The organism is Pontibacillus chungwhensis BH030062 (assembly GCF_000770675.1).
Taxonomy (GTDB): domain Bacteria; phylum Bacillota; class Bacilli; order Bacillales; family BH030062; genus Pontibacillus; species Pontibacillus chungwhensis.
Genome location: NZ_AVBG01000009.1, coordinates 19,401 through 45,555 on the forward strand (window position 1 = coordinate 19,401; position 26,155 = coordinate 45,555).

Annotated in this window: 24 protein-coding genes; 23 read left to right on the top strand and 1 reads right to left on the bottom strand. The window is 39.7% G+C overall.

Annotated elements, in window-relative coordinates; translation table 11 throughout:
* Window positions 1-33: 33 nt before the first annotated feature.
* The 6 genes from N780_RS12150 to N780_RS12175 all read left to right on the top strand — a co-directional run bounded on the left by N780_RS12150 (window position 34) and on the right by N780_RS12175 (window position 6,379).
* On the top strand, window positions 34-663 hold the full coding sequence (locus N780_RS12150; RefSeq protein WP_036784414.1) for a FadR/GntR family transcriptional regulator: 630 nt from the start codon (window positions 34-36) through the stop codon (window positions 661-663).
* A gap of 88 nt (window positions 664-751) precedes the next feature.
* Window positions 752-1,612 (top strand): acetyl-CoA carboxylase, carboxyltransferase subunit beta, encoded by an 861-nt coding sequence (accD, locus tag N780_RS12155; protein WP_036784417.1) that lies wholly within the window; start codon window positions 752-754, stop codon window positions 1,610-1,612.
* On the top strand, window positions 1,609-2,565 hold the full coding sequence (gene accA / locus N780_RS12160) for an acetyl-CoA carboxylase carboxyl transferase subunit alpha (protein WP_084599564.1): 957 nt from the start codon (window positions 1,609-1,611) through the stop codon (window positions 2,563-2,565). Before accD ends, accA begins: the two co-directional genes overlap by 4 nt.
* 470 nt (window positions 2,566-3,035) lie before the next feature.
* A complete protein-coding gene (gene pfkA / locus N780_RS12165; RefSeq protein ID WP_036784419.1) occupies window positions 3,036-3,995 on the top strand; it encodes a 6-phosphofructokinase in 960 nt (319 codons plus the stop codon).
* 74 nt (window positions 3,996-4,069) lie between these two features.
* Window positions 4,070-5,836: a pyruvate kinase gene (gene pyk / locus N780_RS12170; RefSeq protein WP_036784421.1), complete on the top strand. Its 1,767-nt coding sequence runs from the start codon at window positions 4,070-4,072 to the stop codon at window positions 5,834-5,836.
* A gap of 150 nt (window positions 5,837-5,986) precedes the next feature.
* Window positions 5,987-6,379 carry an FxsA family protein gene (locus tag N780_RS12175; RefSeq protein ID WP_036784740.1) on the top strand — a complete coding sequence of 131 codons (393 nt, stop codon included), beginning with the start codon at window positions 5,987-5,989 and terminating at the stop codon, window positions 6,377-6,379.
* Between the two features lie 74 nt (window positions 6,380-6,453).
* On the opposite strand, the gene ytvI is transcribed toward N780_RS12175, so the two are convergent.
* The gene (ytvI, locus tag N780_RS12180) at window positions 6,454-7,587 is read right to left on the bottom strand and encodes a sporulation integral membrane protein YtvI (protein WP_036784424.1); all 1,134 of its coding nucleotides are present in this window, start codon (window positions 7,585-7,587) and stop codon (window positions 6,454-6,456) included.
* Window positions 7,588-7,722: 135 nt separating this feature from the next.
* On the opposite strand from ytvI, the gene N780_RS12185 reads away from it, so the two are divergent.
* From N780_RS12185 to nrdR, 17 genes are all read left to right on the top strand, one after another.
* A complete protein-coding gene (locus N780_RS12185; RefSeq protein WP_036784426.1) occupies window positions 7,723-8,196 on the top strand; it encodes a DUF441 domain-containing protein in 474 nt (157 codons plus the stop codon).
* Between the two features lie 345 nt (window positions 8,197-8,541).
* Window positions 8,542-9,657 carry a citrate synthase gene (gene citZ, locus N780_RS12195; RefSeq protein WP_036784431.1) on the top strand — a complete coding sequence of 372 codons (1,116 nt, stop codon included), beginning with the start codon at window positions 8,542-8,544 and terminating at the stop codon, window positions 9,655-9,657.
* 144 nt (window positions 9,658-9,801) lie between these two features.
* Entirely contained in the window at window positions 9,802-11,073 is a 1,272-nt protein-coding gene (icd, locus tag N780_RS12200) for an NADP-dependent isocitrate dehydrogenase (protein ID WP_036784434.1), read from the top strand.
* A gap of 24 nt (window positions 11,074-11,097) precedes the next feature.
* Window positions 11,098-12,036 carry a malate dehydrogenase gene (gene mdh / locus N780_RS12205; RefSeq protein WP_036784436.1) on the top strand — a complete coding sequence of 313 codons (939 nt, stop codon included), beginning with the start codon at window positions 11,098-11,100 and terminating at the stop codon, window positions 12,034-12,036.
* Between the two features lie 78 nt (window positions 12,037-12,114).
* The gene (locus N780_RS12210; protein WP_332307817.1) at window positions 12,115-12,600 is read left to right on the top strand and encodes a MaoC/PaaZ C-terminal domain-containing protein; all 486 of its coding nucleotides are present in this window, start codon (window positions 12,115-12,117) and stop codon (window positions 12,598-12,600) included.
* A 777-nt stretch (window positions 12,601-13,377) separates the two neighbouring features.
* Window positions 13,378-14,085, top strand: coding sequence for a response regulator transcription factor (locus tag N780_RS12220; RefSeq protein ID WP_036784441.1), 708 nt, complete (start codon window positions 13,378-13,380; stop codon window positions 14,083-14,085).
* Window positions 14,078-15,829, top strand: a complete 1,752-nt coding sequence (gene pnpS, locus N780_RS12225) for a two-component system histidine kinase PnpS (protein WP_036784443.1) — start codon at window positions 14,078-14,080, stop codon at window positions 15,827-15,829. The genes N780_RS12220 and pnpS overlap by 8 nt, the downstream gene beginning before the upstream one ends.
* Before the next feature lie 217 nt (window positions 15,830-16,046).
* Entirely contained in the window at window positions 16,047-17,000 is a 954-nt protein-coding gene (gene hflK, locus N780_RS12230) for an FtsH protease activity modulator HflK (protein ID WP_036784446.1), read from the top strand.
* A complete protein-coding gene (gene hflC, locus N780_RS12235) occupies window positions 16,993-17,925 on the top strand; it encodes a protease modulator HflC (RefSeq protein ID WP_036784743.1) in 933 nt (310 codons plus the stop codon). Before hflK ends, hflC begins: the two co-directional genes overlap by 8 nt.
* Before the next feature lie 105 nt (window positions 17,926-18,030).
* Window positions 18,031-20,667 carry a DNA polymerase I gene (gene polA / locus N780_RS12240; RefSeq protein WP_036784449.1) on the top strand — a complete coding sequence of 879 codons (2,637 nt, stop codon included), beginning with the start codon at window positions 18,031-18,033 and terminating at the stop codon, window positions 20,665-20,667.
* Between the two features lie 14 nt (window positions 20,668-20,681).
* Window positions 20,682-21,509, top strand: coding sequence for a DNA-formamidopyrimidine glycosylase (gene mutM / locus N780_RS12245; protein WP_036784451.1), 828 nt, complete (start codon window positions 20,682-20,684; stop codon window positions 21,507-21,509).
* The gene (gene ytaF / locus N780_RS12250; RefSeq protein WP_438942506.1) at window positions 21,510-22,226 is read left to right on the top strand and encodes a sporulation membrane protein YtaF; all 717 of its coding nucleotides are present in this window, start codon (window positions 21,510-21,512) and stop codon (window positions 22,224-22,226) included.
* 13 nt (window positions 22,227-22,239) lie between these two features.
* Window positions 22,240-22,842 carry a dephospho-CoA kinase gene (coaE, locus tag N780_RS12255; protein WP_036784458.1) on the top strand — a complete coding sequence of 201 codons (603 nt, stop codon included), beginning with the start codon at window positions 22,240-22,242 and terminating at the stop codon, window positions 22,840-22,842.
* A gap of 420 nt (window positions 22,843-23,262) precedes the next feature.
* A complete protein-coding gene (locus N780_RS12260; RefSeq protein ID WP_036784459.1) occupies window positions 23,263-24,294 on the top strand; it encodes a glyceraldehyde-3-phosphate dehydrogenase in 1,032 nt (343 codons plus the stop codon).
* A gap of 270 nt (window positions 24,295-24,564) precedes the next feature.
* Window positions 24,565-24,942: an adenosylmethionine decarboxylase gene (speD, locus tag N780_RS12265; RefSeq protein ID WP_036784461.1), complete on the top strand. Its 378-nt coding sequence runs from the start codon at window positions 24,565-24,567 to the stop codon at window positions 24,940-24,942.
* A 294-nt stretch (window positions 24,943-25,236) separates the two neighbouring features.
* The gene (locus N780_RS12270; protein WP_036784463.1) at window positions 25,237-25,638 is read left to right on the top strand and encodes a hypothetical protein; all 402 of its coding nucleotides are present in this window, start codon (window positions 25,237-25,239) and stop codon (window positions 25,636-25,638) included.
* Between the two features lie 23 nt (window positions 25,639-25,661).
* Entirely contained in the window at window positions 25,662-26,126 is a 465-nt protein-coding gene (gene nrdR, locus N780_RS12275) for a transcriptional regulator NrdR (protein WP_036784465.1), read from the top strand.
* Window positions 26,127-26,155: the final 29 nt, after the last annotated feature.

A 26,155-nucleotide genomic window follows, 5' to 3' on the forward strand; every position in this document is an offset into this window, starting at 1 on the left:
ATAGGATTATGATCAAAGGAGTGAGCCTGATCCGTGACAATACCATCTAAATCTAAAGTGTACGAAGAGGTATTGAAGGAAATCAGACGCTTAATCGATCTAAATAAACTCTCACCAGGAGATAAGCTTCCATCAGAACGAGAGCTCTCAGAACAGTTGGGCGCTGGGCGCTCTTCCGTTCGGGAGGCCCTCCGTGCGATGGAGCTTTTAGGTTTAATTGAAACGAGAAGGGGAGAGGGAACGTTTTTAAGTTCTTATCGCCCTTATCATATGGTTGAGATCTTGTCTGCTTTTATACTTCAAGAAGCGAAAACGAAAGAGAATTTAAAGTCGACGAAACAATTAATTGAGAAGGAAGCTTCTAAAATTGCTATGCATCAATTAAGTGACCAGGATATTCAAACATTACAAGAGCATGTACGGCTATTTGAGACTGGCTCTGAAACGTTTCATTATGACTTTTTTTATACGATCTTTGACGTTGGCGAAAACCAACTATTACTTAAAATATGGCGCTTAATGGAAGAGTTTTCACGTACATTCCACAAACCCGTTTACGATATAGATTTATATAAAGCACTTATTGATGCCCTTCAAGCCAAGGACGACAAACGGATAGAAACACTCTGTGCACAACTCTATCAGGAGAAAATGTCGAAATAATCAAGACAAAATTCTACAACACTTTTTAAATATTTTCGTTAAAGTGAAAAGGTAGACAGGCTTTATATGTCCTAAAGGAGGAATCACCTTGCTTAAAGATTTTTTTAGCAAGAAGAAAAAGTACGCATCCATACCTCGGGAAGAAGCAAAGCAAGAGATCCCCGAAGGTTTGATGCAAAAATGTCCTAATTGTCATAAAATCTTTTACCGTAAAGAATTGAAAAAGAATTTAAATGTCTGCCCAAACTGTTCTTTCCACCATCAAATGACAGCGAAAGAACGAATTGATAGTTTATTTGATGAACATACTTTTGAAGAATGGGATCAAAATATTATAACGGAAAACCCGCTAGGCTTCCCAGATTACCTAGAAAAGGTAGAGAAAGATCGTGAGAAAACAGGCCTAAACGAAGCTGTTGTTACTGGTAAAGGGAAAATGCAGGGGTTTGAAACGGCTTTTGCTGTTATGGACTCTCGCTTTCGTATGGGTAGCATGGGTTCTGTTGTAGGAGAGAAAATCGCTCGAGCTATCGAAAAAGCAAAAGAGCAACAGATTCCGTTTATTATATTTACAGCTAGTGGTGGTGCTCGGATGCAAGAAGGTGTTTTAAGCCTGATGCAAATGACTAAAACCTCTATAGCTATTAAACGATTCAGTGACTCAGGAGGTCTAATGATCTCAGTTATGACCCACCCAACAACAGGTGGTGTTTCGGCAAGCTTTGCCTCAATTGGAGATTATAACTTCGCAGAACCAGGCGCTTTGATTGGATTTGCGGGCCGAAGAATTATTGAACAAACGATTCGTGAAGAGCTTCCAGAAGACTTTCAAACAGCAGAATTTCTTTTAAAACATGGTCACCTGGATCAGGTGATCGATCGACAAGATATGAAAGAAGTTCTAACTACCTTATTGGACATTCATGAGGGAGGTGACCAACCATCGTGAAACAGGTTTTAGAGTTTGAAAAGCCAGTTATGGAATTAAGAGAGAAGATTGCAGAATTAAAAAAATTCACAGCAGAAAGTGATATGGATTTAACTTCTGAAATTGAAACTTTAGAACAACGGTTAGTAAAGCTAGAAGAAGATGTTTATGGAAACATGAAGCCATGGGATCGCGTGCAAATGGCTCGTCACTCAGAGCGTCCTACGACACTTGACTATGTGAAAGAATTGTTCACTCATTTCTTAGAATTCCATGGCGATCGTTTATATGGTGATGATGAAGCGATCGTATCAGGTGTGGCAAAGTATAAGGGCAAACCTGTCACTGTGATTGGACACCAACGTGGGAAAGATACGAAAGAAAACATTAGACGTAATTTCGGTATGCCACATCCGGAAGGGTATCGGAAAGCTTTGCGTCATATGAAGCAAGCAGAGAAATTTAACCGTCCGGTCATCTGTTTTATTGACACGAAGGGGGCTTACCCTGGTAAAGCAGCTGAAGAGAGAGGGCAAAGCGAGGCCATCGCGCGAAATTTGATGGAAATGGCCGGCTTGCGAGTACCGATTATTTGCATCGTCATTGGCGAAGGCGGGAGTGGCGGAGCCCTGGCGCTAGGAGTTGGCGATCGCATTCATATGCTTGAAAATTCAACTTACTCAGTCATCTCCCCAGAAGGCGCGGCTGCTCTTCTTTGGAAAGACTCTGGTTTAGCTCAAAAAGCGGCAGAGACGATGATGATTACGTCGTATGATCTAAAGAAGCTCCAAGTTATTGATGATATTATTCCTGAGCTAAAAGGCGGAGCCCACCGTGATGTAGCTGCTCAAGCTGCTGAAATTGATCAAGTCCTAAATCAGTCTTTACAAGACCTATCTGATTTATCAAAAGAGGAATTACTTGAGAAGAGATGGGAAAAATATAAGCAGATTGGAGACTACTCAACGTTGTAGTCTTTCTGTATGATGGGGGTGTCTAATGAGGCGTAACGTCTTAGGTAACGTTACGATCTTAAGTGGAAAGGCATCCCTTTTCATATTCCAAAAGGTTCTCTTTCAGCAATGATCGACAAATTTCATGAAGAATGGTAAAGTAAGTTCTTGTCTACTGACTTGTGTATGTTACCGAGAGCTCATTCAATTAGTGGTAATGCGGAATATAACCCACAATTTTCGGCTAAATTTAGTTTTTTACCCTTCTTTACGTAAAAAGGGTTTTAGATATATGATACATACGGGAATACTATTTTCAGAAGATTCCTGATGTTGAAACTTTTATTCTAGGTAGGTTTATGGTTGTCAAACGTCTGGTTTAGCAGTATCTTTGAATAGGGAGAAAGCTACACACGTTTCGACAATATATGAATCATACTTACTACATTCAGTGCTATTAAAAACATTGACCGTTATACGAGGTGATCGCAATGAAAAAAATAGGTGTGTTAACTAGTGGGGGAGATGCTCCCGGAATGAACGCTGCGATTCGTTCAGTCGTTCGTAAAAGTATCTACCATGGTATTGAAGTTTATGGAATCTACTATGGATATCAAGGACTAATTGACGGCAATATCGAGAAAATGGAACTTGGTTCTGTTGGTGATATTATTCAACGTGGTGGTACGATGCTTTATACCGCACGTTGTGATGATTTTAAAACACCAGAAGGTCGTCAAAAAGGTATTGATCAGTTAAAGAAACACGGTATTGAAGGGTTAGTTGTCATTGGTGGTGACGGCTCATTTATGGGGGCTAAAAAACTTACAGAAGCAGGTTACCCATGTATTGGTGTGCCTGGTACAATTGACAACGATATTCCTGCTACTGATTTTACAATTGGTTTTGATACAGCTCTAAATACTGTAATTGAGGCTATTGATAAAATTCGTGACACTGCTACATCACATGAGCGTACTTATGTTATCGAAGTAATGGGAAGAGACGCTGGTGACATTGCCCTTTGGGCTGGATTAGCAGATGGAGCTGAAAGTATTATTATCCCTGAGGTGGATGATAACTTTGAAGATATTGTCGAACGTTTGAAACGTGGCCATGAACGTGGCAAGAAACACAGTATTATCTTAGTAGCTGAAGGTGTTGGTTCAGGCTTTGATTATGGACAACGTATCAAAGATGCAACTGATCTTGAAACACGAGTTACGGTTCTAGGGCACACACAACGTGGTGGTTCACCAACAGCTTATGATCGTGTGTTAGCAAGTCGTTTAGGAGCAAAAGCTGTTGATCTTCTTATTGAAGGAAAAGCTGGACGCATGGTTGGGATTCAAAACAATAAGCTGGTTGATCATGACATCATCGAAGCTCTAAACACGAAACATGAACTTGACTTAGAAATGTATAAGCTATCTCAGGAATTATCAATATAGAATAATCCTCGAGGACTGTGGGAACGATCTCAGTTTGAATGATAAAATGAAGACTTTTGAGGAGGACCATTGCAATGAAAAAGAAAACAAAGATTGTATGTACAATTGGACCAGCGTCTGAGAGCGTTGAACAATTAACAGAGCTTATGAACTCAGGAATGAACGTGGCACGTCTTAACTTCTCTCACGGAGATTTCGATGAGCACGGAGCACGTATCCAAAACATCCGTGAAGCTGCAAAGCAAACAGGAAATACGGTAGCCATCCTTTTAGATACAAAAGGACCGGAAATCCGTACTGGAAAACTTAAAGAGGGCGAGATCCATCTTGAGAAAGGCTCTGAGATCAATGTATCCATGGATGAGGAGCTTGAAGGTGATGAAAATCGCTTTGCTGTAACGTACCCTGGACTAATCAACGATGTTCACGTTGGAGGAAAGATTCTTTTAGACGATGGATTAGTTGAATTAGAAGTACTTGAAGTGTTAAAAGAGCAAAATGAGATTCGTACTCGAATCCTAAACTCTGGCCCACTTAAGAACAAAAAAGGTGTTAACGTTCCAAACGTGAGTGTAAACTTGCCTGGTATTACAGATAAAGATGCTTCTGACATCGTATTTGGTATCGAACAAGGTGTAGACTTTATCGCAGCATCTTTCGTTCGCCGTGCATCTGATGTTCTTGAGATCCGTGAATTATTAGAAAAACATGACGCTAATCACATTCAAATCATTCCAAAGATTGAAAACCAAGAAGGCGTAGACAATATTAAAGAAATTCTAGAAGTAAGTGATGGTCTTATGGTTGCACGTGGTGACCTTGGTGTAGAAATTCCTGCAGAAGAGGTACCTCTTGTACAGAAAGAACTAATCCGTCAATGTAATACAGCTGGTAAGCCAGTGATCACGGCTACACAAATGCTTGACTCTATGCAACGTAATCCACGTCCTACACGCGCAGAAGCAAGTGACGTAGCAAACGCGATTTTCGATGGAACAGATGCAATCATGCTTAGTGGTGAAACAGCTGCAGGTAGCTATCCAGTAGAAGCTGTAACGACAATGAATAACATTGCATTACGTGCTGAATCTGCAATTGATCACCAAATGATCTTAAGCAATCTTTCTCGTACAAGCGATATGACGATTACTGACGCGATTAGCCAATCTGTAACTCATACGGCTATGAACTTAGATGTAGCGGCAATCCTAACTCCAACAGAAAGTGGCTATACGGCTAAAATGATCTCTAAATACCGTCCAAAAGCTCCGCTTGTAGCTGTTACTTCTGATGAGCGCGTACAGCGTATGTTATCTCTTGTATGGGGAGTTCATGCTGTATTAGGCGACCGTTCTGAGTCTACTGATGACATGCTGACTAAAGCGATTGATAACGGTCTTAAGACTGGGGCGTTCAACCGTGGTGACCGTGTAATTATCACAGCAGGAGTACCAGTCGGCGAAAGTGGTACAACAAACCTTATGAAAGTTCACGTAGTAGGTGATGTTGTAACGAAAGGTCAAGGAATTGGCAAGAAATCAGCTTTCGGTAAAGTAGTTGTTGCTAAAACAGCAGAAGAAGCAAACAGCAAAGTGGAAGAAGGAGACATCCTTGTTACAATCGGTACAGACAAAGAAATGATGCCTGCCATTGAAAAAGCAAGCGGTCTTGTAACTCAAGAAGGCGGACTAACTTCTCACGCAGCTGTAGTGGGCTTAAGCCTAGGAATTCCAGTAATTGTTGGAGTTTCAGATGCGACTACGATTGTAAACGATGGAGATGAAATTACAATTGATTCTGCTCGCGGTGACATCTATCAAGGTCATGCTAGCGTATTATAAGATTGAATTATAGAGACCCGGAAACCCGGGTCTCTTTTTTTGTAGGGATGGCGAGCTCGCCATCTGATTAGATGAAGAATGGGTATGTTAGGATTACAAAAGGTTTTCATGTATAATAAAGATAAAGTTTTAGGTGAAAGGGAGATTTTTGTGTTTCGATGGCTATTACTATTTATTTTAGTTGTACCTGCACTTGAGATTGGTGTCCTTGTATGGGCTGGCAATCTTGTTGGGCCTTGGTGGGTTATTCTTCTTATTATTGCTACAGGTATACTTGGAGCATTCTTAGCTAAAAGACAAGGGATGGAAACGCTCAATCGAGCAAGAGATAACGTTCAAAGAGGTATGGTTCCGCAGGAAGAGATCTTTGATGGAATTTGTATATTAATTGGTGCTGTTGTTTTATTCACTCCCGGTTTTATAACGGATGCAATTGGTTTTATCCTCCTTCTCCCAATCACTCGTACCCCATTGAAACGCTCATTGCAAAAAGCTGTGAAGCGAATGATGGAGAATGGAACGATTACAATCTTCAGAAGATAAAGCAGGAATATAATATATACTTTAAAAAGTCCAGAGTCTGACTCTGGACTTTTTTCATTTTATCGGCTATTCCATTATGAAGAAGTAGTTTTTCCGACTATATAATCCCATATTTCTTTGAAAACGCCGCTTTGGTGAAGAGTATTAACCATGACAAGTGAGACAGGGCCTATGATCAACCCTAAGAATCCAAAAAGTTGAAAACCTACAAATAACGCCATTAACGTCGCAAGAGGATCTAAGCCAATATTTGTAGATAAGACTTTTGGCTCCATCATTTGGCGCTGTACAATGACAATGGTATATAGTACAGATAACCCGATTGTTAAGAAGTAATTTCCGGTAAAGAACATATAAACAATCCATGGAACAAAGACAAAACCCGTACCCAAATAAGGTAACAAATCAACGGCACCTGTCAGAATAGCTATTGTTACCGCATATTCTACACGAAGAATAAGAAGACCGATGAGTACGATGAAGGCTGTAATGGAGATGAGGGTGAACTGGGCTTTTATAAAGCCTAACAGAGCTTTTTGAAGGCCGCTAAAAACGCTAGTACTTGATTCTGCTACTTTAGAAGGGGTGAGTTGTTTAATTCGTAAGGAAAGCTTATACCAGTCCTTACTGATAAAGAAAGTTCCTAGCAAAGAAAAAATTAATACAGTAGCAAAGTTCGGTAACTTTTTTAGGTAAGATGGAATTGCATTTAATACATCTCCTAGCAGTTCTGCTCCGCTTTGAGCAATGTTGGCTCCAACATTTTGGATTTGTATAATGATCTCTTGTTGTTGGGTTGCGTCTAATGTATTCATAATAGAAGTTATTCTTTCGTATAAAGGGACAATTTGATAGGTCAGAAGATTTTCAAGATATGAAATTAAGGTTCTAAAGTGTTCTGGCAGCTGCATTCCTAAATAAGTAAAACCATCAATAAGTTCGACGACAAGCAGTGTTATGATACCGATGATAGCTCCTAACAAAAGCATGATAGCGATAAAGACTGCTAAGCTTCGAGGCGCATTAGTCTTGTCTTCTAAAAAATTAACCAAAGGATTAATCAAATAAGCAATGGTTAAAGCAATAATAAAAGGATAGAGGTACGTCCATAATAATATTGTCGTAAAGATACTTACGGCCACAATAAACCCAACTACTAGACTTCTTATTATACGTAAGAGTAAAAGCCACGCCTGGTCCTTGTCCATTCCTTTAACTTGCCTCCTTTATAGTGAATTACATCTGCCATAGTTATGAACGAACGTGACGCTTTGTTCAATTTAATTAGGATGTGATAAGATTACATTTGGTTTTTGCTGAAAAGTAAATTTGGAGGGGAACAAATGGTTATATCACAGTCTACTATTTTCTTACTTATATTATTCTTATTAGGACTTATTGGAAAAAATCAATCTATAATGATTGCTGTGTATGTATTAGCTGGATTAAAGCTATTTAAGTTAGATGAAAAGGTATTTCCGTTCTTCGAATCAAAAGGAATGAGCATCGGGGTTACCATTATTACAATTTCTGTTTTAATCCCAATTGCGACAGGAGAAATTGGCTTTAAGGAGCTTGCCGGAAGCGTAAAGTCATATTATGCGTGGATCTGTTTAGGTGCAGGTATGTTCGTGGCTTTTGTGGCACGCGATGGATTGAGTTTGCTCGCTAGTGATCCACAATTAACTACAGCGTTAATTATCGGAACGATTCTTGCTGTTGTTTTCTTCAATGGTGTAGCTGTGGGGCCACTTATCGGTGCAGGAATTGCGTATATGGCAATGAGATTGGTGGATGGTATTGTTAAATTATTCTAATAGACCGCAGCATTCAGGAAGTTCTTGTGCACCAAGAACTTCTTTTTTTGTAGTCTTATGATGATGTAGGCCTATATCAGGATTTTTTGTTTCGCGCAGATAAAAAAGTAGAAATATAAGGAAAATAAATGTTTTAACCACCTGATATAGAGGAATTATTACCATATCCGTTGTAGATTTTTTCAGAAAATTAAACGGTTTCATTTCACAAAAATCTGATATTTGTTTATAATTGTTTATGGGGATGATATCCTGAAAATTTTTTAATAAATATGTTAAGCGTTTTCTCGAGATTACATAGAGAACGTATACGGGGAAAAATTAGGGAAAAAGGAGAGAGTATCAATGGCAGCTACAAAAGGTTTAGAAGGGATTATTGCAACGGAATCCTCTATTAGTTCAATTATTGATGATCAGCTTACCTATGCGGGGTACAACATTGATGATTTAGCTCAGAACTCTAGTTTCGAAGAGGTTATTTACCTTCTTTGGAACAAGCAGTTACCGACTAAGGATGAGTTAGATCAGTTTAAAGGTGAGTTAAATAGAGAGATGGCGATTCCTCAATCTGTAATCGACCATTTGAAATCATATGATCTGAAATCTGTTCATCCTATGGCAGCATTGCGTACTGCTGTTTCTATTTTAGGTTTAAATGATGAAGAGTCAGATGTGATGGAAGAGAACGCTAATAAGCGTAAAGCGATTCGCATTCAGGCTAAAATGCCAGCAGTCGTAACGGCGTTTGCTCGCATAAGAAGAGGACAAGAGCCTGTTCAGCCTAAAGAAGGCTTAAGCTTTGCGGCGAACTTCTTGTACATGCTAAATGGCGAAGAGCCAAAAGATCTGGAAATTGAAGCGATTAATAAAGCTTTAGTACTTCATGCTGACCATGAGTTAAACGCTTCAACCTTTACAGCTCGTGTATGTGTAGCGACACTTTCAGATATTTATAGCGGTATGACAGCAGCGATTGGTGCTTTAAAAGGTCCGTTACACGGTGGAGCGAATGAACGCGTAATGAAAATGTTAACAGAGATTGGTGATGAAGATCATGCAATCGATGCTATTAAAGAGAAACTAGAAAACAAAGAAAAGATTATGGGTATGGGGCACCGCGTGTATCAAAGTGGTGATCCACGTGCGAAGCATTTAAAAGAAATGTCACGTGAACTTACTGAACTTACAGGGAATTCAAAGTGGTATAACATGTCTGTGAAAATCGAAGATTATATTAAAGAGCACAAAGGACTTCCGGCAAACGTAGATTTCTATTCTGCCTCAGTCTATCATAGCCTTGGGATTGACCATGACCTATTCACGCCTCTATTTGCTGTGAGTCGTACGTCAGGTTGGTTGGCACACATTCTTGAGCAGTATGAAGATAATCGCCTGATTCGTCCGCGTGCTGATTACACAGGTCCAACTGGACAAACGTATACAGCGATTGAAAATCGCTAATCTATGAAAATAGTATAAAGGGCAGGCTTAAAGGGAGTTATACTCATATAAGTCTACCCTTTTGAACTTTTTATTCTTTGATTATAGAATTCCTGTGATATGATTATAGTGAGAATATTTGCAAAGATTTAGGAGGGGTTATCAGTGACACAAGCTGAAAAAATTACAGTAGAAAATGGCGAAATGAACGTACCAAACCATGCAATCATTCCATATATCGAAGGTGATGGAATCGGTCCAGATATTTGGGCTGCAGCGAGTAAAGTAATTGAAGCAGCTGTTCAGAAAGCATATGGCGACAGCAAATCAATCGAGTGGAAAGAAGTTTACGCAGGTCAAAAAGCTTACGATAAAACTGGAGAGTGGCTTCCTAAGGAAACGCTAGATACGATTCGTGATTACAAGATCGCAATCAAAGGCCCTCTTACAACACCAATTGGTGGAGGAATTCGCTCGCTGAATGTTGCATTACGCCAGGAGTTAGACTTATTCACTTGTCTTCGTCCTGTACGTTGGTTTGAAGGTGTACCATCACCTGTTAAACGTCCACAAGATACGGATATGGCGATTTTCCGTGAAAATACGGAGGACATCTATGCAGGTATTGAGTGGCAAAAAGGAACGCCTGAAGCTAAAAAAGTAATTGATTTTCTACAGAATGAAATGGGTGTACATAATATTCGTTTCCCTGAAACGTCTGGAATTGGTGTTAAACCTGTTTCTGAAGAAGGAACTAAGCGTCTAGTGCGTTCTGCGATTGAATACGCTCTTCGCGAAGGTCGTCGCAATGTAACGCTTGTTCACAAGGGGAACATTATGAAGTTTACAGAAGGCGCATTTAAAGCATGGGGCTATGAAGTAGCTGAACAAGAATTTGGCGATAAAGTCTTCACTTGGAGACAATATGATGAGATTGTAGAGAAAGAAGGCAAAGAAGCTGCCAACAAAGCACAAGATGCAGCTGAAGCTGAAGGTAAAATCATTGTAAAAGATGCAATTGCCGATATCTTCTTACAGCAAATCTTAACTCGTCCAAAAGAATTTGATGTTGTAGCAACAATGAACCTTAATGGTGATTACGTTTCTGATGCACTTGCTGCACAAGTTGGTGGAATTGGGATTGCCCCTGGTGCTAACATTAACTTTGAAACAGGACATGCAATCTTTGAAGCTACACACGGTACAGCTCCAAAGTATGCAGGTATGGATAAAGTTAACCCATCTTCTGTGATCCTGTCTGGTGTACTTATGCTTGAACACCTTGAGTGGAGAGAAGCAGCAGATTTAATTACAAAATCAATGGATAAAACAATTGGTAATAAAACAGTAACGTACGACTTTGCACGTATGATGGATGGTGCAACTGAAGTGAAATGTTCCGAATTCGGTGATGCACTCATCAAAAACATGGACTAATCTTAGGATTGGAAGGGGATTAATATGGCTATTCAAAGAAGGAAAGTATCCGTTATCGGTGCTGGCTTCACAGGAGCAACAACAGCCCTTATGATTGCACAGAAAGAGCTGGCAGATGTAGTGCTTGTAGATGTTCCTGATATGGAAAAACCAACTCAGGGTAAAGCATTGGATATGCTTGAGGCTAGCCCTGTACAAGGTTTTGATGCTGATATTAAAGGGACTTCTAACTATGAAGATACTGCTGGTTCTGATCTTGTTATTATCACCGCTGGAATTGCTCGTAAACCAGGGATGAGTCGTGATGATTTAGTAGCTACTAACTCAAAGATCATGAAGAGTGTAACAAAAGAAATTGTGCACCATTCTCCTGAAACGACGATTCTTGTGTTAACAAACCCAGTTGATGCCATGACGTATTCTGTCTTTAAAGAGTCTGGTTTCCCTAAACACCGTGTCATTGGACAAAGTGGTGTATTAGATACAGCGCGTTTCCGTACATTCATTGCACAAGAGCTGAATTTATCGGTAAAAGATATTACAGGCTTTGTGCTCGGTGGGCACGGAGACGATATGGTACCACTTATTCGCTATTCATATGCAGGTGGTATCCCGTTAGAGAAGCTAATTTCTTCAGATCGTCTAGAGGAGATTGTTGAACGTACGCGTAAAGGTGGCGGTGAAATCGTTGGTCTGCTAGGGAATGGAAGTGCTTATTATGCACCAGCAGCTTCCCTGACAGAAATGGCAGAAGCTATTCTGAAAGACCAGCGCCGTGTATTGCCTGCCATTGCCTATCTAGAAGGAGAATACGGATACAAAGATATCTATCTTGGTGTACCGACAATCCTTGGTGGAAATGGGATCGAAGAGATTATTGAACTTGACTTAACAGATGATGAAAAAGCTCAGTTAGACCAATCTGCTGACTCTGTAAAAAAAGTCATGGAAGTAGTACAATAAAAGAAGCATTACGAAAAGCTGCCCTCATTAAAGGGCAGCTTTTCTATAAATATATAAGAAAACGCTTACAATTTGGAGGTGGAAATTTTGCTTGGTAAACGAAGAAAGCTAGGTAAAAAAATAGGAGATGTAACGGTAGGAGAAGAGTATTCAAAGACGATGTCGATTGAAGATAAAGATATTCTACTTTACTTGGGTTTAACAAATGACGCCAATCCTTTGTATATTCAACATGATTATGCTTCCCAGACTCCTTATAAGCGCCCTCTAGTTCCATCAGTTATGCTATACGGTATGGTATCTTCCCTTGTTTCCTCTCACTTACCTGGACCAGGAAGTCATATAACAGAACAAATGCTCCAGTACCCAACACCTTTACATCATTATTCAGAAGTAACCCTTACGATTAAGGTCATAGAAGTGAAGAGTGATCAACATCAAATAAGCCTTTCTGTAAATGGAGTGAATGAAGAGAAAGAAGAAGTGATCACCGGAACTGTGCAAGTTACCCCAGCTTTTGAACCAGAATCCATGACAGCTCGCTCATTAGAGAATTTCTATTAATCCTCTTCTCAACAAGCCCCTTCCTAACAAGGAGGGGCTTTTTAGTTCACTCCGTTAAATCTTAATGTGGTTAGTCTATTAATAGGAGATGCCAGAATAGGCGGGGCGATGAAGACGACCGAGGTCCGTTAGCGTTGTTAGAGCGTGAGGTGGTTCGGGAAATCACTCGCTTTCCGCGGCCCCACACGACGAGGGGGCGTTCGACGTTGGCGATTGACGTGAAGGTCTTAGTCGAACTTTCCTCCTTCACTAATGAGGCTCATACTGCCGCAGGAGTCTCGTGATTTCCCGGACCACCCCTCCCGTATATGGTGTAACGGAACCATGCCATATGTGAAAACCTCGCTTATCTTACCCTTAAGATGTGGGGCCGTTCGTAAAACTATAGCTAGGGGTGTCTGGGGAACGGGGAGACTCCTGCGGGAGAAAGAGGTCGACGAGACCCCGCAGGGTGGGTTTCCCGAGGAGGCTCGACAGCTCGCCCGCGGAAAGCGAGTCGTTCCCCAGACACCCCGAGCACTCAACAAACGTAACGGCCATATCTACACTAAAGTGTCTCAGCTTGTAGTGTTCCATATGCTTATATGGAATAAAATAGCGTAAGCATAAATGAATAACAATGACTATTCGGTAGAAAAGATGTAAATTTAATGGAAGTAGGGTAAAGTAATTGTTAAGTTCTTGTAAAGAAACCTGTGAACCTTACAAATATTCTTTTATTAAAACTGCCGTTCATTGTATGATGAAGATAGAAAAAGATGCAGAGGTGGATACGAGATGGCTCAAAATATATTAATTGTGGATGATGAAGAATCCATTGTAACGTTATTAAAATACAACATTGAACAATCTGGATTTGAAACAGAAGTAGCTTATACTGGTGCAGATGCACTTGAAAAAGCTAATGAACAGTTCTTTGACCTTATTGTTCTAGATGTCATGCTTCCTGAAATGGATGGAATGGAAGTTTGTAAGCAACTCAGACAGAAACAAGTGCAGACGCCGATACTTATGTTAACCGCTAAAGATGATGAGTTTGATAAAGTTCTTGGTCTCGAATTAGGGGCTGATGACTATTTAACGAAGCCTTTTAGTCCTAGAGAAGTTGTAGCACGAATTAAAGCAATTTTAAGACGATCCACTATTCGAGAGTCTGTTGATCTTGAAGGAGATCTTATTCAAATTGCCGATTTAAGAGTGTTCCCAGAGCAATATGAGGCAACAATTAAGGGTGAATCTCTTGTTCTGACACCAAAGGAATTTGAGCTTTTACTTTATTTGACCAAAAATAAAGGTCGTGTCCTCTCGCGTGACCAACTGCTTAGTGCCGTTTGGAATTATGATTTTGTTGGAGATACACGTATTGTTGATGTTCATATCAGTCACTTAAGGGAGAAAATTGAACCTGATACGAAGAAACCGGTATACATTAAAACAATAAGAGGTCTTGGTTACAAGATGGAGGACCCTTCTAGAGATGCGTAACAAATATGGTTCAAGGCCATTTTTAACCTATTCCATACTAGCAATTCTTCTAATGCTAGGTCTTGGATTGGTTTTGGCCCAATTAACAAAAAATTTCTTCGTTGATGTAATAGAAGAACGAGTTGAGAATGAAGCCGTATACTTAACAGAGTTTGTTGAAGATGCTTCCGATTTAAGCACTCTTGAGGACCTTAGCAAGCAGTTAGATATTGGATTAATCTATCTATCAGAAAAGCAAACACTCTTAAATACCACGCAGCAGGTCCTTCAATTAACCCCAGGGGAAGCGGAAACTGTAAATTCTTATATGACCACTCATCAAGAAGGTTTCAGTACTACTCACAAAGGCTTTTTAGAGGAGCATATGTTCTTTTATCCCTTTGAGGCGGATAACAGCGCTTTGAGTGGACAACTTGTGCTTGTGCTTCGTATTGATTCGTTAACTCACATAACGAGCAACATATGGGTCCTTATAGGGATTACCTTGTTCGTTGGAATTCTCATCATGGCAACCCTTGGACGTAATATCTTTGAGAAATATATTAAACCAATACGTTCAGCTTCTAATGTAGCCGATGAATTAGCTAGAGGAAATTATAGGGCTAGAACCTATGAAGGGAATTACGGAGAGGCCGCTATATTAACCTCTTCTATCAATGTGTTAGCGCGTAACCTTCAAGAGATGACCATGCATCAAGAGATGCAAAAGGATCGATTAGAGGCGGTTATTAACAACATGGGAAATGGCCTGATGTTAATTGACGAGAAAGGGTACGTAAATCTCGTCAATCGTGCCTTTTTAGAACATTTTGGAGGTCAGGAACATCAATACTTAGGTCATGTGTATTATGAAGCCGTAGATGAGGTTGAGATTCATAAATCTGTAAAAGAAGTGTTTATGACAGAAGACAAGGTGAGACATTCGTTTATCTTACCCCTTCAAATTGAGAGAAGATTCCTTGAGGTATTGGGTGCACCAATCTTTAATGAAGCTAATCAATGGAAAGGTGTAGTGCTGGTTTTTCATGATATTACAGAGTTAAAGAATTTAGAGCAAATGCGTAAAGACTTTGTGGCGAATGTGTCTCATGAATTGAAAACACCAATTACATCAATCAGAGGGTTCTCAGAAACTCTTCTAGATGGGGCGATGTCAGATGAGGGGCTACGCGAACAGTTTATAACAATCATTCTGAATGAAAGTGAGAGACTTCAATCTCTAATCCACGATCTTTTAGAACTGTCGAAGTTAGAGAAGGAAGAGTTTACTTTAAATATCGAACACATTTCGGTTCCATCTTTAGTAAAAGATATCATTCCAATTGTTGAGCAACAAGCAAATCAAAAGGGTATTGAGCTAGAGCAAACAATTGATACGGAAGGTTATATTGATGGAGATTCTGCCCGTTTAAAGCAAGTAGTGATTAATTTAGTAACCAACGCTATCAATTACACCCCAAATGGCGGCACTATAAAGCTCGATTTAAAGGACCAAAAGGACTTCTTTATGATCTCTGTTACAGATAGTGGGATTGGCATTCCAAAAGAAGATGTCCCTCGAATATTTGAACGTTTCTATCGTGTTGACAAAGCACGGAGCCGCAACTCAGGTGGAACAGGTCTTGGTTTAGCTATTGTCAAACACATCGTAGAAGCACATGATGGAAACATAGAAGTAGATAGTGAATATCAGAAAGGAACAGCCTTTCATATTACACTGCCCAAAAAATTTACGAAACGTTAACATTAAGTTAATTAAATGCAAATAATTCCTTGATATAGTTCTCTATGAAACCCTTTCATCCAAGGTGTTTTCTTATTTGACGGAGGTCAACCCGCCTCCGTCTTTTTTTTATGCTTTTTTATCCTCCTTTTTGTTATCACATCCATTTATTTGAAACGCTTTTAACGTTTACTCGTAAATAGGTTGTAAAGAAAATGAAATAGGGGGAGAGATACGAGTGACTCTAAAACAGATCTATACATGGATTGCTATAGGGGTAGCTGCAATCATTCTGGTTACTGTCGGCATTACTAGTTGGTATACCGTTGATGAATCAGAGCAAGCTGTAATCCTTACATTTGGTAACGCTGAAGAGAGCATAACAGAACCTGGATTGCACTTTAAAATGCCTTGGCCAGTACAAGAGGTAGAGAAGCTATCGAAAGAAACGTTTAGTTTGAACTTTGGTTATTCACAAGATGATAAGAGCAATAAGAAACAAGTCCAAATGATTACAGGGGATGAAAATATTGTTCTAGCTGATCTTGTTGTACAGTGGAAAATTGTAGACCCAGCAAAATACTTGTACCAATCCCAAGATCCCAAACTAGCATTAAATAACGCTACTTCTGCATCTTTAAGAAGTGTTATTGGAACTTCAGAGATTGATGAAGCATTAACCTCAGGTAAAGCAGAAATAGAGAATGAAGTGCGTGAAATGCTAATTGGGTTAGTAGAAAGTTATAATATCGGGATATCAGTCAGTGATGTGAAGCTTCAGGAGGTAGACCTTCCAGATGCAGAAGTGCGCACAGCTTTCACGAAAGTAACTGACGCCCGTGAAACCAGTAATACGAAACGTAATGAAGCAGAGAAATATAGAAATGAAAAATACGAAGAAGCATTAGGTGAGAAAGATGCGATCATATCTCGTGCTGAGGGGGACAAAGTAGCCCGTATTGAGCAAGCCAAAGGGGATGTTGCAAAGTTCAATGCTTTATACGAAGCTTATAGGAAGTCACCCGATATAACGAGAGAACGATTGGTTATTGAAACGTTAGAAGATGTTCTTCCTAAAGCTAATATTTATATCATGAATGACAATGGAAATACGCTTAAGTACTTACCGATTGGGCAACAACAGCCACCTCAACCTGCACCGACACAAGGGGGGTCAAATGACGATGAATGATGAGAATGGATTAGAGACAGGGAACGAAACAAACTCCAATTATATAAAGCGTATGATGAAGATCGGCTTAAGTTTACTGGTACTAGTCTTGTTACTTGTCGTATTTATAAGTAGTGTGATGATTGTGAAAGAAGGAGAATATAAAGTTGTACGTCAATTTGGTGAGATTGTAAGAATTGAAAAAGAGCCTGGCCTTAAATTCAAAGTTCCGCTTATTCAGAACGCTAGTACTCTTCCAAAGAAGAAGATGGTGTATGACGTTAATGAGAAAGAGATCAACACACTTGATAAGAAGCGAATGATCATCGATAACTACGCGATCTGGCATATTGTTGATCCGGATAAGATGATTAACAATGCAAGAACGATGATTGGAGCTGAAGCGCGGATGGGGGAATTTATTTTTTCAGTCATTCGTACAGAGCTTGGCCAAATGAACTATGAAGAGATCATAAATGATGAGCAGTCCTCTAGAGGAGATTTACACAAACGTATTACCGAGAGAGTGAATGAACTGCTAGCGCGCGATGAGTTTGGTATACGGGTGGATGATGTACGTATTAAACGAACAGATTTACCAGATGAGAACGAAAAAACGGTGTTCCGTAACATGATTTCAGAACGAGAGTCAAAAGCTCAGGAATACTTATCTAAAGGGGAAGCTGCGAAAAATCGTATAATTGCTCAAACAGATAGAGAAGTAACAGAAATGCTTTCAAAAGCTGAAGCGGAAGCGGCCCAGGTTCGAGCTGAAGGGGAACAAGAAGCGGCTAAAATTTACAATGAATCATTTTCAAAGGACGAGTCATTTTATCAATTGTATCGTACTTTAGAATCTTATAAGAAAACGATTGATGGAGAAACAACGATTATTCTTCCACAGGATTCTCCGTATGCAAGAAGTTTAACTGGCTATTTTGATTAATAAAAAGGCGACTTTTTCCTTCTATTATGGAACATGATAGAATAAAGGAAACAAGTCGCCTTTTCTCATGGAAAGGGTATGCTTATGAACGAAGGAGTGGAAAACATGACAAACAAACTGGTTCTTATTGATGGAAACAGTATAGCGTACCGAGCTTTTTTTGCTCTGCCGTTATTAAATAATGACAAAGGTGTACATACAAACGCCGTATACGGGTTTACCACTATGCTATTGAAGATCTTAGAAGAAGAAAAACCATCTCATATGCTTGTGGCCTTTGATGCAGGGAAAACGACCTTTCGTCATAAGACATATGAAGAATATAAAGGAGGGCGTCAAAAGACTCCTCCGGAGCTTTCAGAGCAGTTCTCTCTTTTAAGAGAGTTGTTAGATAACTTCGAGATTAAACATTACGAGCTTAATCAATATGAAGCAGATGATATTATTGGGACTTTTGCCAGAAAAGGTGAGCAAGAGAACTTTGAAGTTAAAGTCATTAGCGGTGACCGAGATTTACTGCAGTTAGTTTCTGATCAGGTTTCTGTCGCGTTAACGAAGAAAGGCATTACAAATGTAGAAACCTATACTCCTTCTTTCTTAGAAGAGAAAATGGAGGTTCGCGCTGATCAGATTATAGATCTAAAAGCCTTAATGGGAGATAGTTCAGATAATATCCCAGGGGTTCCAGGCGTCGGTGAAAAGACAGCTGTGAAATTACTTAAGCAGTTTGAGACATTGTCAAACGTCTATGAAGGTATCGAAGATGTGAGCGGGAAAAAGCTAAAGGAAAAGCTTGAAACAAATAAAGACAATGCCTTCATGAGTCAGCAATTAGTTACCATTAACGTTGAAACGCCTGTAGAGATTGGTCTTGAAGACGTGGTTTATAAAGGGTATGAGTACCCTAAGGTTAGCGCATTTTTCCGTGACCTTGGATTCCAATCACTTATTAGCCGCATTGGAGGAGAAGAAGAGTCTGAACAAGTACAAGTTGCCCTTCCAGAATTAAAGGTCGAGGTTCTTGACGAAGTTACGGACAAACATGTGCATGCCTCTTCCGCACTCGTAGTAGAAATGTTAGGTGATAATTATCATACAGCTGATATTGAAGGAATTGGCTTAGTTCATGATAATGGAACTTATTTTATACCTAAAGATGTAGCCTTAGAGTCAAGTGTATTTAGAGATTGGGCTGAAGATCGTCAAAATAAAAAAGCTGTTTTTGATGCTAAGAAAACATATGTAGCTCTTAAACGCCATGGTATTGAAGTGAGTGGAATTGACTTTGATATGTTGCTGGCATCTTACTTAACAAACCCAAGTGAAAACCACCATGATATACCATCGATAAGTCATCGCATGGGGTATAAAGGAATCGCGTTTGATGAAGAGGTATATGGTAAAGGTGCAAAGATGAAAGTTCCAGAAGAAGTGAATGATTTAGCAAGTCATGTAGCCCGCAAAGCGAACATGTTATTTGAGTTGAAGCCAGAGATGGAAGAACAATTAAAAGAAAATCAGCAATGGGAGCTGTATGATGAGTTAGAGATGCCACTTGCTCTAATACTAGGCGAAATGGAACATACGGGAGTTAAAGTTGATGTGGACCGTCTGAAAGAAATGGGTACAGAGCTTGAGGAACGACTTAATCAGCTTGAATCTGAAATTCATGAACTGGCTGGTGAATCCTTCAATTTGAATTCTCCTAAGCAACTTGGGCCCATATTGTTTGAGAAATTAGAACTTCCTGTAATTAAAAAAACAAAAACGGGCTACTCTACTTCAGCTGATGTGTTAGAGCAACTGAGTGATCAACATGAGATCATTCCTAAGCTCTTATTGTACCGTCAATTAGGCAAATTGAACTCTACTTATATTGAAGGACTTTTAAAAGTTGTTCATGAAGATGATATGATCCATACTCGTTTTAACCAAGCTTTAACTCAAACAGGTCGCTTAAGTTCAACAGAACCTAACTTGCAAAACATTCCGATCCGTCTTGAAGAGGGCAGAAAGATCAGACAAGCGTTCATCCCATCGAAAGAAGGATGGTATATTTTTGCGGCGGACTACTCTCAAATTGAACTGCGTGTATTGGCTCACATTGCTGCAGATGAAAAACTGATCAAAGCCTTCAATGAGAATGAGGACATTCACACTCAAACGGCTATGGATGTATTCCATGTGGAAAAAGATGAAGTAACGGATCAAATGAGAAGACAAGCCAAAGCGGTTAACTTCGGTATTGTATATGGGATTAGTGAATATGGGTTGTCTCAAAGTCTTGGGATTAGTAGGAAAGAAGCAAAGCAATTCATTGAGCGTTATTTAGATAGTTATCCTGGTGTGAAGGAATATATGGATGAAGTTGTACAGGAGGCAAAACAAAAAGGGTATGTTTCAACCCTCATGAACCGTAGACGCTATTTACCTGATATTACAAGTCGTAATTTCAATAGTAGAAGCTTCGCTGAACGAACAGCGATGAATACGCCAATTCAAGGTTCAGCAGCTGATATTATTAAGAAAGCAATGGTTGATTTGCATCACCGTTTAGCTGACGAAGATTTAGAGGCTACGGTTCTTCTGCAAGTGCATGATGAACTTATTCTAGAGGCTCCTGAGGAAGAGCTTGAAAAGCTTGAAAAAATTGTTGCGGAAGTGATGCAAAATACCGTCAATCTTGACGTGCCGCTTCTTGTTGATTCTGCTAAAGGATCAACTTGGTATGATGCTAAATAAAGGGGTGAAACGTGTTGCCTGAGTTACCAGAGGTCGAAACAATCAAGAAAACATTACAACATCTTGTAACTGAGAAAACGATAAAAGAGACAGATGTGTTTTGGGAGAACATTATCCAGCGCCCGAGAGATCCGGAAGAATTCAAAGCGCTTCTGAAAGGGCAAACCATCCATGAGTTGAAACGTCGCGGGAAGTTTTTGTTGTTTTATTTAGATACACACGTGATGATTTCTCACTTAAGAATGGAAGGAAAGTATGGAGTTTTTCAAAGTGGCGATGAGATCGCAAAACATACACATGTTATTTTTCGTTTTACAGATGGAACTGAACTTCGATATCAAGATGTAAGGAAGTTTGGGACCATGCACATCTATCCAATTGGAGAAGAATTCAAAGGAGCTCCTTTAGATCAGCTTGGACCTGAACCCTTTGATCCATTATTCACTCCAGATCACTTATACAATAAGCTGAAGAAAACGTCCCGGCATGTAAAAACCGCCCTATTAGACCAAATGATCGTCACAGGTCTTGGGAACATATATGTAGATGAAGCGTTACATCGTTCCTTAATCCACCCTGAAAGAAAGGGGAAGGATATCACGAAGTCAGATGCCGTTCGTCTACATGGTGAAATTGTTTCCACGCTTCAAGAAGCTGTGGAACAGGGAGGAACGACTATTCGATCTTATGTGAACACACAAGGTCAAATTGGAATGTTTCAACAGCGCCTGAAAGTTTACGGCCGTCAAGACGAGGCATGTGAAAGCTGTGGAACAATCATTACAAAAACAAAAGTGGGGGGGAGAGGAACTCATTTCTGCCTCAAATGCCAGCCTGAGTAAATCCCTTGTCTGACAGTAACAGCGGGTAGGCTCCTTTCATATACTAAGCGTAAATATGAGAGAAGGAGCTTACCGGCTATGGCACCATTCACTACCCTCATCCTACTTGCTTTTGCAGTAAGTTTAGATAGTTTTACGGTTGGATTTACTTATGGACTAAGGAAGATGGGGCTTTCTTTACGAGCCATTGGAGTTATTGCGATGGTTTCGGCTGTTTCATTCTTTCTGTCTATGATGATTGGGAACATGATTGCTCATTTTCTCTCTCCTCACATTACCGAAATGTTTGGCGGGGGGATATTGATCGCTATTGGAATATGGGTGCTTTATCAGTTTTTTAGAACGGAAAAACCTACAGAAACAAAAGATCCCTCTTCATATCTATTTAATTTGGAGATTAAATCTCTTGGGATCGTCATTCAAATTTTACGAAAACCGATGAGCGCTGATATTGATCAGTCGGGTTCCATTAATGGTATTGAAGCATTTCTGCTCGGGATCGCCCTTTCCCTTGATGCTTTAGGCGCCGGGATTGGCGCAGCCATGTTTGGTTTCTCTCCGCTGACAACAGCTTTACTTATTGCGTTCATGAGTAGTTTCTTTCTTTGGATCGGGTTAAAAAGTGGTTACTGGTTATCTTACTTTAAATGGATTCAACGGTTAACCTTTTTGCCAGGACTCTTATTGATTGTGATTGGAATGTTGAAATTTACGTAGTAGGAGGCTTTTAATGGGTGTCGTAATAGGATTAACAGGTAGCATTGCAACAGGGAAAAGTACAGTATCATTAATGTTTGATGATTATGGGATTCCTGTAGTAGATGCTGATAAATTATCTCGCGAGGTCGTGAAACCAGGCCGCGATGCTTATAATCAAATTGTAAGCGTTTTTGGTGAAGGGATTTTAAGAGAAGATCACACACTAGATCGAAAAGCACTTGGAGAAATTGTTTTTAATAATGACGAAAAGAGAAAGCAGCTCAATGAAATCGTACACCCTGCTGTGCGTTCAGAGATGGTCCGAGAGCGTGATCAATATTTAATGCAAGGGGACAAGGCGGTTGTATTAGATATCCCATTATTATTTGAGAGCCAGTTAACGGATTACGTAGATAAAACTCTCGTTGTTGCCGTAGACGAAGAGGTTCAACTCAAGCGTTTAATGGAACGGGATGGAAGCACAAAAGAAGAAGCACTTAGTCGCATTCGCTCTCAGATCTCAATTACTGAAAAGTCCCGGATGGCTGATGAAGTAATTGATAACAATGGATCCAAGAAAGAAACCTATGATCAACTCGATGCTATACTTCGGAAGTGGGAAATCCTACCGTAATAGACAGAGGCTGCTCTTACCACAAGAGCAGCCTTATTTTTATTGGAGTAACTTGGTATTCCACAATCGCCGGAAGATCCGAAGATGAGATATTTTAGCAGGAGAGAGCCGTTACGTTTGATGAGTGGGTGGGCTTGCTCGGGGACAACTCGCTTTCCTGCGGGGAGCTGGGAAGCGAGTGGTTTCCAGGCCCGCCTTACACTCAACTAAAGCAAACGGAAACATCCTCAGCTTCGAGTTTTCAAGCTACCTAGTAATCTATAAACAGCACATTAGCTTTCATTGAATGAGGAATCGATGCATATATTACAATAAAGTTTGGAAAAAAACCACAATCTACTCCCTAGGATTCCTTTATTGTGTTATACTAATCATGCGAAATATCAATAAAGTGTATCATAAATGAGAGGGGTATGCAGAATGAAGTCACGCGTTGCTATTAATGGTTTTGGTCGAATTGGTCGAATGGTGTTTCGCCAAGCGATTTTAGATAAGCAGGTAGAGGTTGTTGCTATCAATGCCAGCTACCCTCCCGAAACGCTAGCTCATTTAATTAAGTACGATAGTGTTCATGGTCATTTTCAAGGTGAAGTGAAAGCGCTTGAAGATGGGATTGAAATAGATGGGAAAAAGGTTCATTTGTTTGCTTCGAGAGACCCTAAGCAACTTCCTTGGAAAGAACATGAAGTGGATATTGTTATTGAAGCTACAGGGAAGTTTAAGACTAAAGAGACAGCGGGGCAGCATATTGAAGCGGGGGCTAAGAAAGTTGTCATTACAGCTCCAGGGAAAGAAGTGGATGCGACCATTGTTATGGGCGTAAATGAGAGCGTTTACATCGATGAAGAGCATGACGTTATCTCTAATGCTTCTTGTACAACAAATTGTTTAGCTCCTGTAGTTAAGGTGTTAGACGAACAGTTTGGTATTGAGAACGGACTAATGACAACGGTTCATGCTTTTACAAATGATCAGAAGAACTTAGATAATCCTCATAAAGACCTTAGACGCGCAAGGGGCTGTACACAATCTATTATTCCGACTTCAACAGGAGCTGCTAAGGCATTAGGTGAAGTAATCCCTCATCTAAATGGGAAAATGCATGGTATGGCGCTGCGAGTACCTACACCGAATGTTTCTCTAGTAGATTTGGTTGTAGACGTAAAACGTGATGTATCTGCAGATCAAATCAATCAGGCATTCATGCATGCTTCTAAGAATGATTTGAAAGGTATTCTTCAATACTCTGATGAACCACTCGTATCTGTTGATTACACTACATCTGAATACTCCTCTATTATAGATGGTCTTTCTACAATCGTAATGGATGACCGTAAAGTGAAAGTTTTGGCTTGGTACGACAATGAATGGGGCTATTCGAAACGTGTGCTGGATCTTGTTAAATTTGTAGGAACTCACTTAGCTGCACGTGAAGAAGCCCGAGTTTCTTGAAAGTCTGAAGAAGTAAATTAATTGGATAATCCCCCATTGATGTTTTATACTACTAACAAAGCTTTGACAACCACACCCTATATATGTGAGCAAAAAAACTTATTGCAAAATATAGGGAAACACTATATACTAACTTTTGAACTTCTGAAATACCGACGAACCTATGACTGCTTAAAGGGTTAGGACCTCTTAGGACTAACTTGCCCCCGTGGTAGTGCATAAGCTTGACGTTTAGAAGTAAACTTTTTTGGTTTTAAAGGGGGACTACCGATGGACACAATGGGTAGACATGTAATTGCAGAACTTTGGGATTGTAATACAGAAAAGCTAAACGATATGACAATGATTGAACAAATTTTCGTAGATGCTGCTCTAAAAGCAGGTGCGGAAGTTCGAGAAGTTGCTTTTCACAAATTTGCACCACACGGCGTAAGTGGCGTCGTAATTATTTCTGAATCTCACTTAACCATTCACAGTTTTCCAGAACATGGCTATGCAAGTATTGACGTTTACACGTGCGGGGATCGTATTGACCCTAATGTAGCAGCGCAATATATTGCACAATCACTAGAAGCTAAAACACAAGAAACGGTTGAAGTCCCGAGAGGTATGGGACCTGTAGAAGTCAAGAAATTCAACGTACTCTAAAATAAATGTTCGAAAGAAAGTACTCTTGTGAAGAGTGCTTTCTTTTTTATTTCTTTTGAAAAAAGTCAATTTGGTCTATTTGCAATATTGAAAGGAATAATACTTATCGTTACACAGCTAGTTTAAAACCATTTCTACAGAATATTTCAGATTTCTTATTAGGTAAAGGAATGAGAGTAGAGCCCTTCTCAGCACAATTATTGAGGTATTAATAAAGAAAAAGTGAAATTCTTGACAGAAGTGTGTATTTAACCTTTTAGATTTTTTGATATAATAGATTAGAGGTGGACGAATATGAATATTAAACAATGGTTTTCAACATATTTTACGAATCATGCCGAAACAAGTGAAGCACACTGGAATGAAGCACTTCGAACGCACTACTTTAAAACAACAAAAGATAAAGCTTTTCCTCAGTTAGAGGATTATTATAACAATTCAAGTAAATATAAATTGGTCTCATCTTCTATTGAACATGGTGAGATGAGCTTGCAAACGGTGAAAGGAAAGAAAGCATTTATCGTCGTTAGTATAGTAATGGTACAACCGTATAGAACGGCGGTTGACTATTCTGTTACCACGGAATCTGCTTTACCGTTTGACTTCGGACATAGCCATAAGTTAATCCAAAGGCAACATGAAGAAATTAAGGGAATCCTTCCGTTTTTGGAAACGGGTATGGCTCATAAAATGTAGAAAAATGTGGAGTTGATTTATCTGTGAAATGTCCTAATTGTAATTATAAGAGCACTAGGGTGTTGGACTCGCGGCCAGTCGAAGAGGGTAAATCGATTCGACGCAGGCGGGAATGTGAAGAGTGCCACTTTCGTTTTACAACGTTTGAAAGAATTGAAGAAGTCCCTCTGATCGTTGTCAAAAAAGAAGGCACTCGTGAAGAATTTAGTCGAGAGAAGTTGATGAGAGGTCTGATTCGGGCTTGTGAGAAACGACCTGTTGCGGTTGATGAACTAGAGACGATTGCCATGGAAATTGAACGGGAATTAAGGAACCGTGGCGTTTCTGAGGTTAATAGCAAGGAAATAGGAGAAATGGTGATGGATAGGCTTGCGCATATTGATGAAGTCGCGTATGTCCGCTTCGCTTCAGTTTATAGACAGTTTAAGGATATAAATGTCTTTCTTGATGAATTAAAAGATTTGATTAAACAAGATCCAGAAGGGTAATAGAATAGGGCCGGTTGGCTCTTTTCTTT

Coding starts and splice junctions, on each gene's coding strand:
- N780_RS12260 (WP_036784459.1), top strand. CDS start 23,263: ATGAAGTCACGCGTTGCTATTAATGGTTTTGGTCGAATTGGTCGAATG.
- mdh (WP_036784436.1), top strand. CDS start 11,098: ATGGCTATTCAAAGAAGGAAAGTATCCGTTATCGGTGCTGGCTTCACA.
- pnpS (WP_036784443.1), top strand. CDS start 14,078: ATGCGTAACAAATATGGTTCAAGGCCATTTTTAACCTATTCCATACTA.
- ytvI (WP_036784424.1), bottom strand. CDS start 7,587: ATGGACAAGGACCAGGCGTGGCTTTTACTCTTACGTATAATAAGAAGT.
- coaE (WP_036784458.1), top strand. CDS start 22,240: ATGGGTGTCGTAATAGGATTAACAGGTAGCATTGCAACAGGGAAAAGT.
- pfkA (WP_036784419.1), top strand. CDS start 3,036: ATGAAAAAAATAGGTGTGTTAACTAGTGGGGGAGATGCTCCCGGAATG.
- polA (WP_036784449.1), top strand. CDS start 18,031: ATGACAAACAAACTGGTTCTTATTGATGGAAACAGTATAGCGTACCGA.
- citZ (WP_036784431.1), top strand. CDS start 8,542: ATGGCAGCTACAAAAGGTTTAGAAGGGATTATTGCAACGGAATCCTCT.
- N780_RS12220 (WP_036784441.1), top strand. CDS start 13,378: ATGGCTCAAAATATATTAATTGTGGATGATGAAGAATCCATTGTAACG.
- pyk (WP_036784421.1), top strand. CDS start 4,070: ATGAAAAAGAAAACAAAGATTGTATGTACAATTGGACCAGCGTCTGAG.
- N780_RS12185 (WP_036784426.1), top strand. CDS start 7,723: ATGGTTATATCACAGTCTACTATTTTCTTACTTATATTATTCTTATTA.
- N780_RS12270 (WP_036784463.1), top strand. CDS start 25,237: ATGAATATTAAACAATGGTTTTCAACATATTTTACGAATCATGCCGAA.
- hflC (WP_036784743.1), top strand. CDS start 16,993: ATGAATGATGAGAATGGATTAGAGACAGGGAACGAAACAAACTCCAAT.
- speD (WP_036784461.1), top strand. CDS start 24,565: ATGGACACAATGGGTAGACATGTAATTGCAGAACTTTGGGATTGTAAT.